The 17,730-nt window shown below is 41.4% G+C and carries 15 protein-coding genes and 1 riboswitch; of the genes, 14 read left to right on the top strand and 1 reads right to left on the bottom strand.

Translation table 11 applies throughout. From position 1 onward, the window contains the following. Nucleotides 1-537: 537 nt before the first annotated feature. Nucleotides 538-1,701: a pyridoxal phosphate-dependent aminotransferase gene (locus tag ACQKEV_RS16325; RefSeq protein WP_427447670.1), complete on the bottom strand. Its 1,164-nt coding sequence runs from the start codon at nt 1,699-1,701 to the stop codon at nt 538-540. 85 nt (nt 1,702-1,786) lie between these two features. Between ACQKEV_RS16325 and ACQKEV_RS16320 the strand changes: the two genes are divergently transcribed. The 14 genes from ACQKEV_RS16320 to ACQKEV_RS16255 all read left to right on the top strand — a co-directional run bounded on the left by ACQKEV_RS16320 (nt 1,787) and on the right by ACQKEV_RS16255 (nt 17,536). After that, complete coding sequence (locus tag ACQKEV_RS16320; RefSeq protein ID WP_427447668.1) at nt 1,787-2,581, top strand: carbon-nitrogen family hydrolase; 795 nt, start codon at nt 1,787-1,789, stop codon at nt 2,579-2,581. Nucleotides 2,582-2,662: 81 nt separating this feature from the next. After that, nucleotides 2,663-2,771, top strand: a riboswitch (SAM riboswitch). Nucleotides 2,772-2,840: 69 nt separating this feature from the next. Continuing rightward, nucleotides 2,841-3,854 carry a methionine ABC transporter ATP-binding protein gene (locus ACQKEV_RS16315; protein WP_427447666.1) on the top strand — a complete coding sequence of 338 codons (1,014 nt, stop codon included), beginning with the start codon at nt 2,841-2,843 and terminating at the stop codon, nt 3,852-3,854. Beyond that, nucleotides 3,850-4,515: a methionine ABC transporter permease gene (locus ACQKEV_RS16310; RefSeq protein WP_427447677.1), complete on the top strand. Its 666-nt coding sequence runs from the start codon at nt 3,850-3,852 to the stop codon at nt 4,513-4,515. The genes ACQKEV_RS16315 and ACQKEV_RS16310 overlap by 5 nt, the downstream gene beginning before the upstream one ends. A gap of 18 nt (nt 4,516-4,533) precedes the next feature. Next, nucleotides 4,534-5,367, top strand: a complete 834-nt coding sequence (locus ACQKEV_RS16305; protein WP_427447665.1) for a MetQ/NlpA family ABC transporter substrate-binding protein — start codon at nt 4,534-4,536, stop codon at nt 5,365-5,367. 15 nt (nt 5,368-5,382) lie between these two features. Next, nucleotides 5,383-6,474, top strand: a complete 1,092-nt coding sequence (locus tag ACQKEV_RS16300) for an iron-containing alcohol dehydrogenase family protein (protein ID WP_427447663.1) — start codon at nt 5,383-5,385, stop codon at nt 6,472-6,474. A 318-nt stretch (nt 6,475-6,792) separates the two neighbouring features. Further along, the gene (locus ACQKEV_RS16295) at nt 6,793-7,188 is read left to right on the top strand and encodes a hypothetical protein (RefSeq protein WP_427447661.1); all 396 of its coding nucleotides are present in this window, start codon (nt 6,793-6,795) and stop codon (nt 7,186-7,188) included. Nucleotides 7,189-7,708: 520 nt separating this feature from the next. After that, nucleotides 7,709-8,983, top strand: a complete 1,275-nt coding sequence (locus ACQKEV_RS16290; protein WP_427447675.1) for a protoporphyrinogen/coproporphyrinogen oxidase — start codon at nt 7,709-7,711, stop codon at nt 8,981-8,983. Between the two features lie 20 nt (nt 8,984-9,003). Continuing rightward, nucleotides 9,004-9,873 (top strand): RNA polymerase sigma-70 factor, encoded by an 870-nt coding sequence (locus tag ACQKEV_RS16285; protein ID WP_427447659.1) that lies wholly within the window; start codon nt 9,004-9,006, stop codon nt 9,871-9,873. Nucleotides 9,874-10,012: 139 nt separating this feature from the next. After that, nucleotides 10,013-10,822, top strand: coding sequence for a YihY/virulence factor BrkB family protein (locus ACQKEV_RS16280; protein ID WP_427447657.1), 810 nt, complete (start codon nt 10,013-10,015; stop codon nt 10,820-10,822). 21 nt (nt 10,823-10,843) lie between these two features. Beyond that, the gene (locus ACQKEV_RS16275; protein ID WP_427447656.1) at nt 10,844-11,518 is read left to right on the top strand and encodes a response regulator transcription factor; all 675 of its coding nucleotides are present in this window, start codon (nt 10,844-10,846) and stop codon (nt 11,516-11,518) included. Continuing rightward, nucleotides 11,515-12,894 (top strand): ATP-binding protein, encoded by a 1,380-nt coding sequence (locus ACQKEV_RS16270; protein WP_427447654.1) that lies wholly within the window; start codon nt 11,515-11,517, stop codon nt 12,892-12,894. The genes ACQKEV_RS16275 and ACQKEV_RS16270 overlap by 4 nt, the downstream gene beginning before the upstream one ends. Before the next feature lie 72 nt (nt 12,895-12,966). Then, on the top strand, nt 12,967-13,377 hold the full coding sequence (locus tag ACQKEV_RS16265) for a hypothetical protein (protein WP_427447652.1): 411 nt from the start codon (nt 12,967-12,969) through the stop codon (nt 13,375-13,377). Then, the gene (locus tag ACQKEV_RS16260; protein WP_427447651.1) at nt 13,377-15,449 is read left to right on the top strand and encodes an MMPL family transporter; all 2,073 of its coding nucleotides are present in this window, start codon (nt 13,377-13,379) and stop codon (nt 15,447-15,449) included. Before ACQKEV_RS16265 ends, ACQKEV_RS16260 begins: the two co-directional genes overlap by 1 nt. A gap of 98 nt (nt 15,450-15,547) precedes the next feature. Then, nucleotides 15,548-17,536: a catalase gene (locus ACQKEV_RS16255; protein WP_427447649.1), complete on the top strand. Its 1,989-nt coding sequence runs from the start codon at nt 15,548-15,550 to the stop codon at nt 17,534-17,536. Nucleotides 17,537-17,730: the final 194 nt, after the last annotated feature.

Raw genomic sequence — 17,730 nt, 5'->3', positions numbered from 1 at the left:
AGTTAAGCTCTTTAGCGCCGATGGTAGTTGGGGGTTTCCCCCTGTGAGAGTAGGACGTCGCTAGGCAAAGTAAAAAACCGGTACCTTCCGAGGTATCGGTTTTTTTGTGATCTTTTTTAAGGGTTTGAACAGGAGCGAAGCGGAAACAAGACCATTAAGGGGTATAAAGCTATTCATATTTTGAACTTGAACCCCTAAATGGGAGCCATTCCACTGACGTTGAATGGCTCTTTTCTGTTGGAGAGGGATTCTTTAGAGCAAGTCCATTTAAAATACGTTGTTTGGCTCAGCAATCCCCAGTTTGAGCGATAAACACCGTCATATGAGCGATAAAAACAAAAAAGCCACTTTCACGAACAAAATCTAGTTTCATTCGCCAACCTAACTTGCCTTATGAGACACCACAATATGATAAGCCCCCTAAATGGGAGCCATACCACTGACGTTGAATGGCTCTTTCTGTTGGAAAAGCACTCGCTATAGAATGAACTCCGGAGTAAAGAGGTTAAACTCTAATACGACTACTCATTTTTATACTCAAAAAATATTCAACTCTCCAATTCGCTTAACGGCTTCTTCCAAACGATGTTCATCCACTAATAGCCCTACGCGTATATAGCCTTCTCCAAATTCACCAAAGCCATTTCCTGGGGCTACGGCTACGTCTGCTTCGTTTAAGAGTTTATCTGCAAATTCCTGGCTTGTGTATCCTTTTGGCACGGGTAGCCAAGCAAAGAATGAGCCTGTAGGGGCTTCAACTTGCCAGCCGATCGTTTTGCAAGCGTCAATAAAGGCATTGCGACGGTTTTCGTAACGATCGACCAATGCGGTTACACACAATTGGTTTTCACCTAATGCAGCGATTGCAGCATGCTGTACGGCAGGAAAAAGGCTAACGAATAAGTGGTCTTGAATCAAGTTAAGGGCTTCAATCATGTCTTTATTGCCCACAGCAAAACCAACACGCCAACCTGCCATGTTGTACGTTTTCGATAGCGTATACATTTCAATTCCTATCTCTTTGGCTCCTTCTGCTTGAAGGAAACTTACCGGTTTTACGCCATCAAATCCAATGGCACCATAGGCAAAATCGTGTGATACAGCAATGCTGTTCTCTTTTGCGAACGCTACTGTTTGGTTGAAGAATTCAAGGTCTGCAGTAGCTCCAGTAGGATTATTTGGGTAGTTCAGATACATAAGTTTTGCACGTTCTTTTGTTGCTTCAGAAAGCATAGAGTAATCTGGTAAAAATTGATTTGCAGCAATAAGTGGTAACGTTTCATATTGCACGTCTGCCATAACGACACCTGATAAATAATCCGGATAGCCTGGGTCAGGCAGTAACATTAAATCTCCCGGATTCAGTACAGCCATCGGCAACTCAACCAGTCCGATTTTCGTTCCAAATAACACCGCTACTTCAGTTGTAGGGTCGATGTCAACGTTGTATTCGCGTTTATAAAAATCGGCTGCAGCCTCTTTTAATTCGCTAATTCCTCGGAAGGGTGAGTATTTATGTGTAATCGGATTTTCTGCAGCTTCTTGTAAGGCTATTACGATGTGTGGCGGTGTTGGTTGGTCAGGGTTTCCTTGACCTAAATTGATTACATCGCGCCCTTCTGCTACTGCAGCTCCTACTTTTTGAACAAGTGAAGCAAAGAATTGTGGTGGTAATTGTTGAAGCTTCTTAGAAAGTTCCATGGCGTTTCCTCATTTTCTGAAATAGTTGCAATCATCAGCCAAATCTTATAATCTTTTGTGTATCTTGTCTACAGGGGGTGTACCCATGAAAATCGCATGCATTCAACTCGACGTAGCGTTTGCCGAGCCTGAAAAAAATTTTTCCAACGTTCAAAAGTACATAAAAAAGGTCGCAAGTGAGGGTGCAGAGCTCGTTGTCTTACCTGAAATGTGGAATACGGCCTATGCATTAACGCAATTAGATCAACTGGCAGATCCAGAAGGGAAACGGACAAAAGAGGTTCTTTCTGAGTTAGCGCGTACATATCATGTTCATATCGTCGGAGGTTCGGTTTCGACGAAAAAAGGAGACCACTTCTACAACACGATGTATGTCTTTTCGAATGAGGGAGAGCTTGTTGCCGAATACGATAAAGCGCATTTGTTCCGTCTCATGGATGAACATCTTTATTTACAAGCAGGAAATCATGCAAATGTTTTTTCATTAGGTTCTATTCAAGCTGGCGGGGTCATATGCTATGATCTAAGGTTTCCTGAATGGCTACGGGCGCATGCATTGGCAGGAGCGAAAGTGCTATTTTTACCAGCACAATGGCCTGAGACGCGTATTGACCATTGGAAAATCTTGCTTCAAGCCCGTGCCATTGAAAACCAATGTTTCGTAATTGCGGTTAACCGAACTGGGTACGATCCGAACAATCAGTTCAATGGTCAATCGATGATTATTGCACCTTGGGGAAAAGTGTTGTGGACAGGCGCAGAACATGAAGAATATGCTGTCGTTGATGTTGATTTTTCAGAAGTGGAAGAAGTGCGAACTCGCATACCAGTATTTGAAGATCGCAGACCCTCACTCTATAAACCTTTATTTGAAAAATGAAAATTATTTTCAAAAAGTATTTGACACCTGTGTAAAAACATCGTAAGATTTATTTCGAGCAACAAAACAACTACATATGGAACATTATCAAGAGAGACCGAGGGATAGGCCCTATGACGTCCGGCAACCCCCAGCACAAGCTGGGAAGGTGCCAATTCCTACAGAATGAGTTCATTCTGAAAGATAACCCAAAATCCATTTTTCGGTGCCTCTTTCATGATGAAAGAGGCATTTTTTATTTGGTGAAAAGGAGCATGTGATGATACACATTATTGATTTATCTAAAGAGTACGTAACGAAAAAAGGGTCGGTTATCGGTGTAGACCGAGTGAATCTTACGATCAATGAAGGGGAAGTGTTCGGGATTGTTGGATACTCCGGTGCAGGAAAGAGTTCACTGTTACGGTGCATCAATTTACTTGAACGACCAACGAGTGGCCAAATCGAAGTAGATGGTCGCGACCTGACAAAGTTAAAAGGAGAACAATTGCGTAAAGCCCGTTTGAAGATTGGCATGATCTTTCAACACTTTTACTTAATCAGCCAAAAAACAGTTGCAGAAAATATTGCATTTGCATTAAAAGCTGCGGATACGCCAAAAGAAAAAATGGCCACGCGTGTTTTGGAATTGCTTGAGATGGTCGGGCTGACCGATAAGAAGGATGTGTATCCGGCACAGTTGAGTGGTGGACAAAAGCAACGTGTAGGGATAGCGCGTGCACTGGCAAACAACCCATCTGTTTTGCTTTGTGATGAAGCAACATCAGCGCTGGATCCGAATACGACCTTATCCATTCTTCGATTACTTAAAAAAATCAACCGTGAATTGAACATCACAATTGTATTAATCACGCACGAAATGAATGTGGTAAAAGAAATATGTGATCGTATGGCCGTTATGCAGGATGGGCGCGTTGTTGAAGAAGGAATGGTATACGATATTTTCTCTAATCCTCAAGCAGATTTAACGAAAGAATTCATCAGCAGTGTGGTGTCGTTTGAAGTACCTCAATCGATTTTGGATCAAGTCACTGGACGCATTGTGAAAGTGTTGTTTAAAGGAAATGTGGCGGGAGAAGGGGTCATATCGGATATGGTTCAGAATTTTGATGTGCGCGGTAATTTCTTGCATGGCTCGATTGAATACATACAGGAAGTACCACTTGGCTTGTTTTTGATGGAAATTCAAGGACAACCAGAAAATGTAACAAGAGCCATCACGTATATGGAAGGACGCGGGGCGCAAGTGGAGGTGGTAAGAAGTGGGCATTGATATCCAGAATGTAATTGAATTATGGCCAGAAATCCTGAAGGCATTCGGGCAAACGATGTATATGATCGGAATTTCATTAGCAGTTGCCATTGTTATCGGATTACCACTAGGCATCATCCTATTCGTTACTGATCGGGGTTTATTTTTAGAAAATCGAGTAATCAAAGGAATACTCGGTTTTATCGTCAATATGGTACGTTCGATTCCATTCATCATTTTGTTGGTAGCCCTTATTCCCTTAACCAAGTTACTCGTCGATTCAACGATTGGTCCAGCAGCTGCAAGTGTATCATTATCGGTTGCCGCCATTCCTTTCTTCGCCCGGATTGTTGAAACGTCACTTCGCGAGATTGATAAAGGAGTGATCGAAGCAGCCATTGCAGTTGGCGCAACACCATGGATGATCATTAAAGATGTGTTATTGCCTGAAGCGAAATCAAGCCTTGTACAAGGCATAACATTAACCATCATCAGCTTAGTTGCTTACTCCGCAATGGCGGGAGTTGTAGGAGGTGGCGGTATTGGAGACTTAGCGATTCGCTTCGGATATTACCGTTACGACAATACAATCATGATCGTGACTGTTGTGATTTTAATTGTTCTCGTTCAAATCATTCAGCAGTTGGGTGACTGGACGTCAAAAGCAATAGATAAACGATAAAAAGGGAGAGAAACAGAGATGAAAAAAATTCTATTTTCGTTGATTCTAGTCTTACTGACAGCGGCACTTGCTGCATGTGGAGGAAGTGACAAAGAGTCAAAAGGCGATGCCGACAACGACAAGGCCGTAACATTAGGCGGATCTGCAGGTCCTTATAGCGACATGCTCAATAAGGCAATCAAACCCGCTCTTGAAGAAAAAGGGTACAAAGTGAAAATCGTTGAATTCAGTGACTATATACAACCGAATATTGCCTTGGACAATGGAGATATTGACGCAAACCTTTTCCAGCACTCGATTTACTTAGAAAACTTCGCGAAAGAAAATGATATGGAATTGACTGGCTTGATTTCAGTGCCGACAGCTCCAATGGGGATTTACTCTAACAAGTTCAAATCTGTTGATGAAATCAAGGATGGAGCAACCATTGCCATCCCGAATGACCCTGTGAATGCAGCTCGCACATTCTTAATCTTGCAAGATCATGGATTAATAGAATTGGATCCGAATGCAGAACCATTGAAAGTGTCTGAAAAAGACATTAAGACAAATGCGAAGAACTTGGTGTTCCAACCGATCGAAGCGGGTCAACTTCCACGTGCAGTGGACAGTGCGGACTTAGCTACCGTACCTGGTAACTTTGCTTTGGCAGCGGAAATGAGCCTCCTGGATGCAATCTTGCTTGAGAACATGCCAGACCGATACCGCAACCTGGTTACTGTAACGACTGCGAACAAAGACTCACAGTTAGCGAAAGATTTAATTGAAGTCGTAGAAGCACCAGAATTCGAGGGAATCATCGATGCGGAATTCGAAGGTTTCGGCAAACCAGAGTGGATGGAAAACCGTTAAGAAAGAAGGGTTTTTGTGGAAGACATCATCGTTCGGGGCGCACCAGCCGAATATGTTTGTAAAAGTGGTGTTCTGGATGAATTAGAAAACAAGTTACTGCTAAGAGGTATTCACCAAGTTCTAATTGTTTCGGGTGTGAAATCATGGAATGCAGCGCGCTATTATTTTCCAAATCTAAAAAACACCCAAGTTTTCCACACCTTCTATGAAGGAGAGTGTTCCCTCACTGAGATTAACCGAGTGTCTGTTTTGGCACAATCCCATGGTGTCGAGGCCATCATCGGAGTAGGTGGAGGAAAAGTATTGGACGTGGTGAAAGCGGCTGCTAGCGCAAGTAGAACGAAGTCGGTATTAATACCAACACTCGCTTCAAACTGCGCACCGTGGACACCACTAAGCGTTATTTATTCGGATGATGGGGTCATGACACATTACGATGTGTACCCCATGAGTGTTGACCTTCTTCTCGTCGAGCCGCGCATTTTAGTGGAAGCCCCCGCTCCACTTTTAATTGCAGGCATCGGCGACACGCTAGCCAAGTGGTATGAGGCAGACGTACAAATTCGGCGATTAACCCATCCCCCGGTTGCGCTGAAAGTCGCTCATCATACCGCACGGCTGTGTGCTGAAGAAATGTTTGATCATGCCGAACGTGCCATCGTAGACGCGAAAGAAGCCCGAGTGTCAGCGTCATTTATAAAAGTAGTGGAATCCATTATCATGCTTGGCGGCATGGTGGGTGGATTTGGCGATAACTTTGGTCGCATAGCAGGTGCCCACTCCATTCATAATGGAATGACCATTGCACCCGAGTCGCACGAAGCGCTTCATGGAAATAAAGTAGCTTACGGGATATTGGTTCAATTGCTTCTTGAACAAAAAGAAAGTGAAGTGGAGCGATTGCTGCCGTTCTATTATAAATTGGGCTTACCTACTTCGCTGAGGGAATTAAATATTTCTGAGACATGGATAGATGAAATTGCGGTCCATGCCACACGTGAAGAAGAGTCGATCCATAATATGCGTAGTGAAAAAATAACAGCTTCTGAAGTAGCACAAGTCATGCGTGACTTAGAGTCATTCCAACCCGTGAAATTCCGATTATGATTGAAGTAAAGACGAACCCGTGAAAATTACACTCATCCATAATTAACAAAAAGACCGGCATTAAGCATAAGCCGTTCAGTTTTGAATCACTTTTTTAAGAATAAGTAGTCAAACCTGTTTAGGTTTTTAAGTCCTTTTAAGCAATCAAATAATTACTCAAATAGCCCTGCTTTTAGCAGGGCTATTTACATTACTAATTGATAAAATATTCATTCTTTTCATACTGATAGATGGATAATGGTGGTAAAATAGGAATGTGTTTCTTCAACTAAAGGGCAGGATAGTTGAAGAATCGGAGACCTATGGAGGTGAAAAGTTTTGAAGAAAATGATAGTGATTCTTTTGTTTTCTTTCCTTTTGTGTGCTTGTAATGAACAAGGTCAGAAAAATTCTAACGTTGACGGTTATAAAAAGTCAGAAATAAATGAGGAAATTCCTGTCCCAGCTAATGCTGTAGCAAGTGAACTAAATTTTAACAATCCTAATATCAATAATGGAATTAAGTATAATCTTGAAAATATTGGAGGGGAACAAGGCCTTTATCCACCTCTTAACTATTTTGAAGAAATGAAAAAATGGGGTTGGGAAGAGGTTGAAAATGAGCGAGCGGGGCACGCTCATTTTTTTAGAAAAGGAGATACAGTAATCTCAATAATTGTTAAAGAAGATTATTTTAAGTTATATGAAATGAAGGAAACCTTCGAATTTAATTAGTACTAACATTATTAACGGGGGCTATAGTAAAATAAGAACATTAATACCTTACGCCGAACACGAGTTGTTTGGCGTTTTTTATTTACTTAAATAGGCACCAATTTGGAGTGTAAATATCCATACTTTTAGAGGACTATTTAGAGCCACTACAATTATAATTGTAGTTCGTCGAAATGAGGTTCGATTTAGGGGTCGAAAATGACGTTAAAATAGCAACAAAACCTTGATACAACAATAAAAAATAGACCTCCAATTGATATCATAATTGGAGGTCTATTTCGAGTTTAAATTTGAGATTAGTGATTCAAAACTGAACGGCTTACATTAAGCAATCGATCTTTTTTGTTTTGTAGAAGATTATTTAGACATAAAGGCGATTGCTGCATTTGATAATGCAACACTTCCATTTACCCAACCTACTTCGGTGAAAAATTTCTTTACTATTTATCTTTCCAAGTTGTCACAAAACCTCCTCTCCATTCGTTTTGATTACAGAATTAAAAATCAGGAGGGAATTTGTATGTATAAATATGATGTTGCGATAATCGGTGGAGGGCTTGCGGGATTGACAGCTGCCAATTTTTTGGTCAAGGAAGGAAAAAAGGTCTTGGTTTTGGAAAAATCTAACCGAGTGGGTGGGAGAGCCATAACAAACAATAAAAATGGAGTTCTTATGAACTTAGGAGTTCATGCTTTGTTGATTGATGGGAAGGCGATGAAGGTCCTAACCGAACTCGGAATATCTATTCCAGGTGAAAATGCGTCCGTAAAAACTCAAGGGATATGGAGAAATAAGGTGTATCCCATACCGACTAATTTTACATCCGTTTTATCATCTAAACTTTTAACATGGAAAGGTAAAATAGTGTACTTGAAATTAATGCTGAAGTTAACGAAGGGTAATTTTGATTCTATCCCAGAGATAAGCTTGAGTGACTGGGCAGAAAGAGAAATAAGTGACCCAATGGTAAGGCACATTTTTTATTCATTGTGTAGAGTGACTACTTATATCAGTGCTCCCATGCTTCAGCTTGCAAAACCCGTTTTAATGCGAGTAAAACTCGGACTGACCACAGGAGTCATGTATGTAGATGGTGGGTGGGAAACGATTATACAAGAGCTCAAGAAGCAAGCAATAGAGAGCGGAGTTGATATTTTCTATAGCAAAAAGGTCATAGAAATCGAACATCGCGAACAGTATCAAAGCATACGTTGTTCAGATGGAGAGTTATATCATGTCCCAACCTGTGTTATAGCCGCTCCTCCAAAGGAAACGTTAAAAATGGTTACTGGCTCAGAAAACACATTGTTGAGTACATGGGTGAATCAAACAATTCCTGTTACAGCAAGTTGCTTGGATTTAGGATTGAAAAAGTTGCCTAATCCTGAAAATCAATTTGCTATTGGTTTGGATCAGACATACTATTTTACGAATCAGTCTAGATCAGCAAAATTGAGTGAAGATAATACATTAGTTGTGAGCCTGGTAAAATACCATAACCCCATGCAACAATCAATAAGTCCGCAAGAAGCTAAGGTTCAATTAGAGACGGGTATGGACTTACTACATTCGAATTGGAGAAATGAAGTAGTGGCAAAACAATTTCTACCGGAAATGACAGTAGTACACGATTTTCCTCATGTGAAAAGAAAAGATAACCCTGGACCAGAGATTCCTCAAATGAAAGGTATATATATTGCAGGAGATTGGTGTGGACATGATGAAATATTAGCAGACGCCGCTGTTGAAAGTGGAAAGTGTGCAGCGCTTCAGATTTTAGCCAAACGAACCTAAGTGAAAGAGGGTGCCCTTTTTTGGATACTGCCCATTTATATGAAACTTACAAACCTTTGTTGTTTTCTATCGCTTACCGAATGACAGGGAGTGTTATGGATGCAGAAGATATTGTTCAGGAGGCATTTATTGCATATAGCAATGTAAGTAACGTCAAAGTGATTGAAAATGAGAAAGCTTATTTATGCAAGATAGTGATGAATTGCACTTTAGACAAATTGGGTTCTGCAGCTAGTAAGAGAGAAGTTTATATTGGAGAATGGCTACCAGAACCAATTGTGGAAAGCGGTCATGAACCTTCTCAAATTTATTTAATGAAAGAATCTATTTCAATCGCTTATCTCCTGCTTTTACAACAGTTATCTGAAGTCGAACGTGCTGTCTTCATTCTGCGTGAAGCATTTGGGTACAGTTATGATGAAATTGGAGAAATTGTTGAGAAATCCTCATCAAACTGTAGGCAAATTTATCATAGGTCCAAAAAAAGTATTACCAATCTTCCAAACGGTCCCACGGTCGATTTCCAATCAATGAAGAACAGTATCGAGCAGTTTACTATGGCCCTTCAAAAAGGAAATATTGACAAGATGTTGGAATTATTACGAGCAGATGCTATCTATATCGCCGATGGCGGAGGTAAGGTAACAAGTGCATTAAAACCAATTTACACATCAAATCGTATTGCACTTTTATTCATCGGTATTTTCAAGAAGTTTCCTGCTAATGCTACAGTTGAATTCAGAGTTGTAAATGGAAGTCCCGGAGGTATCATATCGATTAATAACTCCGTTTCGTATGTGCTTTCTTTTGAATTCGAGGGCGACCAAATTGCTCGTATATATATGGTTGCGAATCCAGAGAAACTCACACATTTGCAAATCAAAGCATAGAAAATCGAGATTATTAAGTCAAAAGAAGGGCAGCCAAAACGAACATTTTCTCCCCTTACACTATGTATGGGGTTTTTTCTTGCTCAATCCCATATGTTTCGGTCACAATGACATTAGAACAAGCTTGGAGGAACAACATATGAAGCTCGTTACACGTATTTTTGTGCGATTTTTTGCAGAGCGTTTCTTTGATGAAGCGGCGCAAACCGCTTATTACCTGCTATTATCCGTATTTCCTTTTCTACTTTTTATTCTGTCATTAATCAGCTTCTTTCCGGTAGATGCACAACAGATTATAAATTTCTTAAGACCGTTTGCTCCTGGTGAATCGTTCAATTTAATCGAAGACAATGTGGCTAATATCCTGGCTGCCGACAAAGGACGCGTCTTGTCTCTCAGTTTACTGGCTGCTTTTTGGATTTCATCCATGGCTGTACAGGCGCTTGCCCGCGCATTAAATGAAGCGAATGGAATTAAAAGTACACTTCCGTATTGGAAAGGCTTACTTCGAGATCTTGGCGTGACCCTTTTGTTTATGACCCTTGTCCCGTTATCCTTGTTTTTGCCTTTCATTGAAAGTGGATTGCACTGGGTAGTATCAAACGCAGGAACCCTCGATGATTGGCAAGGCTGGATTTACATTTGGCCAGCAGTTAAATGGGGACTTGGATCTGTGTTTTTATTCTTGTTTTTCCTGCTCTTTTATAAGATCGTACCAAATGAAAAACAGACTTTCCGTGATGTATGGCCAGGCGCTTTATTGTCTGCAGTCGGTTGGCAAGTGGTTTCTCTTCTTTTTGCCGACTACGTATCCAATGTCAATTACAAACGGCTATATGGCCAGCTCTCAGGAATTATCGTACTCGTCCTTTGGTTCTACTTGACCACGGTCGTGATTTTATTGTCAGGGCTACTGATTGCAGAAGTTCGGAAGCTTCGGATGCCTTGAGCCAAAAAAGGGGCTGATTACATGCGCACAATTTTACTAGTAGACGATGATCCGAATATATTAACACTTATGAGTATTCATTTAACCAAAGCGGGTTACCGTGTGGAAAAAGCACCAGATGCTGAAAGTGCGCTTAAAATGATTCCTTGTGTGTGGCCACATGTTGTCGTTGTGGACGTGATGATGCCAGGGATGGACGGTTTCTCCTTGACCAAAACGATTCGAGACGACTTTGACTTACCTGTGATTATGGTCACGGCTAAAAGTCAGTTGGAAGATAAAGAAAAAGGGTTTCTTGCAGGTTCTGATGACTACGTCGTGAAGCCTTTTGAACCGCAGGAACTGCTATTTCGAATTGGCGCTGTGCTCAGACGAAGTGCACAACCTAATGAAATGCGTAAGCAAGTGGGTTCCCTCGTCATTAACCGCAAGAAGTTCGATATTTCAAATGGAGCCGAAACAAAGTGGTTACCGTTAAAAGAGTTTGAATTGCTCGCGCTACTTGCCTCAAGCCCAGGTACTGTATTTCAACGTCGTGCATTGATGGAACAGGTGTGGGGGTACGATTACGAGGGTGATGAACAGACATTGAGTGTTCACATTAAACGCCTTCGAGAACGCTTAGAAGGATTTGTTTCAGACGTGCAAATTATAACGATTCGCGGAGTAGGATATAAGCTGGAGGCTCAGTCATGAAGTCCTTATACAGTAAGTTTGTCGTTGTGACGTTAGCTATTATGGTAGGTAGTGCTACTCTCGGATTTTTATTAGTTAATACATATTACCACCAACAATTAAAGGAACAAAATGACATTAAAAATGTAGGGATTGCACAAGGAATGGTTGCTTTCATAGAGAAAAACTCAGACGTTCCTTTGGCCGAATCACTCGAAGTATTTGGGAGTTCGGGCTATCAATTGTTTTTGACCAATGATAAAGGAGATAGCAATTTTTATGGAGGTCCATTTCGAGAATCTGCATTACCGATCAGTATAAAAAAAGAAGTGCTTGATGGAGAAATCTATCACGGCATGCGAGATTATCCAAAAGAAACATTCGTGACTGGCTTTTTCTCAAATGAATTGAAGAATACAGTGGGTGTCCCTTTTACGTACAACAATGAAAGGTACGCTTTATTTATTCGCCCAAACATTAAGATGTTATTTACAGAAGTGCATGTATTATTAGGCGGATTGGCTGCAGCTATGCTCATTTTTAGTTTGATGGCTATGTTAATCGTCGCAAGAAAAATGATTCAACCGATTACCGTATTAACGGAAGCAACAAGAAAAATGGCAAACGAACGTTTTGATGGATCCATCGCTATTTCGAGTAAAGATGAAATTGGACAACTCGCAAAAAGTTTTCAACTTATGGCGGATCGCTTAAAAGAGAATGATCAAGTCAGAAAAGACTTTATGAGTCATGTATCGCATGATTTCCAGTCACCCTTACAAAACATACAAGGCTATGCGCAACTACTGGCTGATGAGGCAGTCACTCCAACTGATCGAATGTACTATGCCGAGATTGTGGAGCTGGAGAGTAAGAGATTATCTGCTTTAACGAAGCAACTGCTGTATTTAACGTCACTAGATAACGAGTCGTATCAACCCGCAATTGAAAGAGTCTCAATTAAAGAGCAAATTGAACGTACGATGCGACAGAATGAATGGCGGTTCGAAGATCTTCAACTCGATGTTCGAATGGACATGCCTAATCTTTTAACGCAAGGTAATGCAGATATGTTGATGCAAGTATGGGAGAACCTCATAACCAATGCGGTGAAATATAATCAACTAAGAGGATATATTCAGATCACTGGTTATGAACTGGACAACGAACTGCATGTAACCATAAAAGATTCTGGAATCGGGATGACAGTCGAGCAATCTGAAAAAGCCTTTGACCGTTTTTACCGAGCTGATTTGTCACGTACTCGTGAAAAAGAAGGAACGGGGCTTGGACTTGCGATTGTCAGTGAAATTGTGAAGCGTCACCATGGTTTCGTGAAAATTGAAAGTGAGCTTGGTGTAGGAACGCTCATTCATGTCACGCTCCCGAAACTGTAATACCTTGTTCATATTGGGTTCATCTTCGCGCGGTAAGATGAAGCCATCTTGAAGAAGGAAAGGTGGATATACATGCAAGAAAAATGGAGTATTCGTCTAATTCGAATTGCCGCGGTTTTTGGTCTTATTGGAGCATATTTAGGTTCACATATGGCGGGGACAGGATCGTACGCATTCAGGCCGATTCATGCACACATTTTAGTAGTAGGTTGGTTATCTGTTTTTAGTTGGGGTGTATTCTACAAATTGTTTAAGGTGAAATATCCGAAGTTGGTGCATGTTCATGGATGGTCAGCGATGTTAGGAGCCATTGGCTTAACAGTAGGAATGTGGCTTCAAACGATGCAACCATTAGGATTACCTGAAGCATTTTCACTCGTTTTTTATATTGTTGGTGGAACCACATTACTAATTAGCTTTGCTTTGTTTGTAGCGGTTACTTTCTCCATTCAACCAGCGAAGAAAGTTGTAGAGAACAGCTGATGAAAGCCATTTGGAAAGATAAAAAATCAGCTGCTATTGTCCTTGGCGTTTGGTTAGTTATCATGACTATGTTAACGATATTGGCTCCATCTGCAAAAGAAGTAACCTCTCCTTCAGAAAATGGAGGTCTCCCTGCAACGGCGAGCTCAGTCATAGCGAAAAAGGCCCTGGAAGGTGCCTTTCCATCTCAAAAAGGCATTCCGTTGTTCGTTGTATTCAAACAAGATGCCCCATTTTTACATGATGACATCAATCATTTAGCTTCTGCAGTGGAAAAACAAGCAAAAGTCCAACTAGCAACGTCGATTCCTCTAACGCAAATGTCGCCACAAACAAGGCAGTCATTTTTGTCAGATGATGGGTCGACTTTTTTTATGCCCATTTTGTTCAATGAATCATTAGAATCGAAAGAAATTCATGAAGAAGTCGTGACAATGAAGGAAAGCGTGGAGAATTACGTCGATAAGGATGTCTCTGTAGAATGGACGGGACCCGCAGGAATTGTATCCGATACGATTTCTTTATTTTCTCAGGCTGATGTTGTATTGCTTCTAGCCACGATTGGCATCGTATTTGTATTGTTACTCCTCATTTATAAGTCACCGGTATTTGCAGTGCTTCCTTTAATCGGAGCGGGAATTGTGTATGGCATTGTCGATCGGCTTTTAGGATTACTGGGTTTATCGGAGTGGGTAACGATTGAAAATCAAGCATTATCAATTATGACGATCTTGTTATTCGCAGTCATAACGGATTATGCATTGCTAATTTTCAGCAGATATCGGGAAGAGCTTCGTAACGGATTGACGATTGAACATGCCATGAAATTAAGTGTTGCGCATGTTCGAGAACCTATACTGTTTAGCGGTGGGACGGTATTGGTCGCCGTGTTGTTACTGTTTACAGCCGTTTATGAACCATACCGAAACTTTGCTCCGGTCTTTGCCACTGCAATTGTTGTCTTGCTTATTGCAGGATTGACGTTATTGCCCGCATTATTTGGTTTGGTCGGCAGAAAAGCTTTCTGGCCACTCGCCATTGACCAACCTACTCGGACAAATTGGTGGTCAAAAGTAGCTGCAAGTGTCACGTCTAAGCCCTGGCGTTATGTTTTTACAATCACGATCATTTTAGGAATTGGCAGTGTTCAAGCATTCACAACTAATTTATCTTTTAACTTGCTTGAATCATTTCCAGATAACATGTCTTCAAAAAAAGGATACGAGCAGCTTGCAGAAGCGTTTTCGGAAGGCGAATTAGCACCAACGACTTTACTACTTAAAAGCGAAACAAACATCACTGAATCTCAATTTAGTGAGTTCGTAAAAATACTTGAAAAGCAACGTGAGGTAAAGGAAGTAAGGGTAGAAGGGCGTCCATTTGCAGACGATTCACTCACGCAAGCAAAAGTAACGCTAATTTGGGAAAGTAATCCCTATGATACAACGACGTTTCATGCGCTAAAAAACCTGGAACAAGAAGAAAAAGAGTTACTTCAACAAGCGGGTATTGAAGAAGGCTCTATCCAACTTTCTGGAGAGACTGCCAAACATGCCAATATTCAAGAGTTGAATACAAGCGATACAGTGCGCGTCATGTTATTAATCGTTGGTGCCATCTTGATAATGTTGTGGTGGCAGACGAAATCGTGGTTAACTGGGATGCTAATGATCGGAACCATCGTACTGTCGTACGGTGCATCGCTAGGATTTTCAGTATGGTTATTTGATTTGATGTTCCATGTAGATACAGTGAGTTACCGAATTCCTTTATATACATTTGTCTTTTTAGTGGCCCTCGGTGTAGATTATTCCATCATGTTGATGTCGCGAATACAGCAAGAAGCAAAAACTTTGGAACCTATACATGCCATTAAAAGTGGGTTAATCGCAACTGGTGGAGTCATTTCATCTGCAGGATTATTGTTAGCTGCAACTTTTGCTGTGTTAATTACCCAACCGGTTCTTGAGTTACAATTGTTTGGTTTTACCGTGGCATTTGGTGTGTTAATCGATACGTTTATCGTACGTCCGATGTTGTTGCCGGCATTATTAACCATTCAAAAAAGATGAACGTCCTTTTTAGTGAATTTTTTGAATTAATGTTTCCGTTCAGCCCTTAGTGGTAAAGATGGAGGTAGATAACTTAATTCACTATGGGAGGCTTCAGAATGGAGAAAAACCGCAAAGATGAACAGCTCGAGCAATTTCGTGTGGATGATCGAGACCAAAAACTGACGACCAATCAAGGACTGAAAGTGACTGAGGACGAGTTTTCACTGAAGGCTGGTGTCAGGGGACCTACACTAATGGAAGACTTTCATTTTCGTGAAAAAATGACGCACTTTGACCATGAGCGCATTCCAGAACGCGTCGTTCACGCTAGAGGATTTGCAGCTCATGGTGAATTCGAGTTGTACGAATCGATGGAACAGTATACGAAAGCAAACTTTCTGACCGATACATCTAAAAAAACACCGGTATTCGTTCGTTTTTCAACAGTTGTGGGATCCAGAGGGTCTGCAGAAACGGTACGTGATGTTCGTGGCTTTGCGACGAAATTTTATACAGACGAAGGTAACTACGACTTAGTAGGAAACAATATGCCGGTATTTTTCATTCAGGATGCCATTAAATTCCCGGATTTCGTGCATGCAGTAAAACCAGAACCACATAATGAAATGCCGCAAGCTGCGAGTGCACATGATACGTTTTGGGATTTTGTAGCCAATAACCAAGAATCCGCACATATGGTCATGTGGGCAATGTCCGACCGTGCTATTCCGAGAAGTTTCCGCATGATGGAAGGGTTCGGTGTACATACGTTCCGCTTCGTGAATGCCCAAGGAGTAGCGCATTTCGTCAAGTTCCATTGGAAGCCACTATTAGGTGCGCATTCCTTGGTATGGGATGAAGCACAGAAAATAAGTGGGAAAGACCCTGATTTCCATCGTCGTGATTTATATGAATCGATTGAGAATGGTGATTTTCCTGAATATGAATTTGGTGTACAGATATTGGCGGAAGAAGACGAGTTCAAGTTCGATTTCGACGTTCTCGATCCGACAAAAATTTGGCCGGAAGAAGATGTGCCCGTTAAACTAATCGGGAAAATGACGTTGAACCGCAATGTGGACAATGTCTTTGCGGAAACAGAGCAAGTAGCCTTCCATGTTGGGAACGTGGTTCCAGGAATCGATTTTACGAACGATCCACTTCTGCAAGGTCGATTGTTCTCCTATACCGACACACAATTGATTCGTTTAGGTGGACCAAATTTCCATGAACTGCCGATTAATCGACCGGTTTGTCCGTTCCATAACAATCAACGAGATGGATATCATCGAATGACAATCAATAAAGGTCCAGTGAGCTATCACAAAAATTCATTGGCCAATAATACACCGGCGACATCAAGTCCTGAAGAGGGTGGCTTCGAGCATTACCAGGAAAAAGTGGAAGGCCGAAAAGTACGTAATCGAAGCGATAGCTTTAGAGATCACTTCTCACAGGCCACGTTATTCTGGAACAGTATGAGCGATATTGAAAAAGAACATATTATTGATGCTTTTAGCTTTGAAGTTGGGAAAGTGAAAAACAAGGACGTCCAGCAACAAGTGATCGACATGTTTGCAAATGTGAACGTGGATTTAGCGACTAAGGTAGCGGATGCAGTCGGTGCTAACCCGCCAACTGGTAGTGGTTCGGACGTGACTAAGGCATCGCCTGCTCTCAGCCAGGAAAACATGGTGAAGAAACCGAACACGCGTAAAGTTGCGGTCATTGCAAGCAGAGATGGTGATGCTAATCAGCTTGAAAAGACCGTGGAAGGATTTAAAGATGCGGGATTAAAAGCGGAAGTTGTGAGTGATAAACTGGGGAATATCGGGAATTTACCGATTGACCATACATTCCTAACAGCTGATCCGGTATTGTTCGATGCCATTTATGTGGCAAGCATGAACGACGAGAAGAAATTCAAAAAAGAAACCGGCCGTTACGTAACGGAAGCATTTAATCACTTTAAAGCAATCGGTGCGGCTTCCAAGTTTGCCACTATTCTAGATGGTAAAGAAGGACCAGGAGTAGTCACGAATGATAATGCCGAACAGTTTGTAGGTGCCGTGACAGCACACCGTCACTGGAATCGGGACATATAAAAAAAAAGGAGGCGCTCAAGTGAGCGCCTCCTTTGTATATAATTTAATAGCGCCATGAACCCAACGTTGATGGTTTTTTTAGTACCACTTTAATCTTTAGAAATGAAAGGCAGGGATCGCCACGAAGACTCCTGGGGGAATAGCTTGAGCTGAAGACCCCCGTAGGTGGCTGAAGCCAAGCCCACGGAAAGCGA

The organism is Paenisporosarcina sp. NPDC076907 (genome assembly GCF_050269735.1).
Lineage (GTDB): Bacteria > Bacillota > Bacilli > Bacillales_A > Planococcaceae > Paenisporosarcina.
The sequence above is the reverse complement of the archived record's forward strand: the minus strand, read 5'-3'. Positions and strand labels throughout refer to the sequence as shown.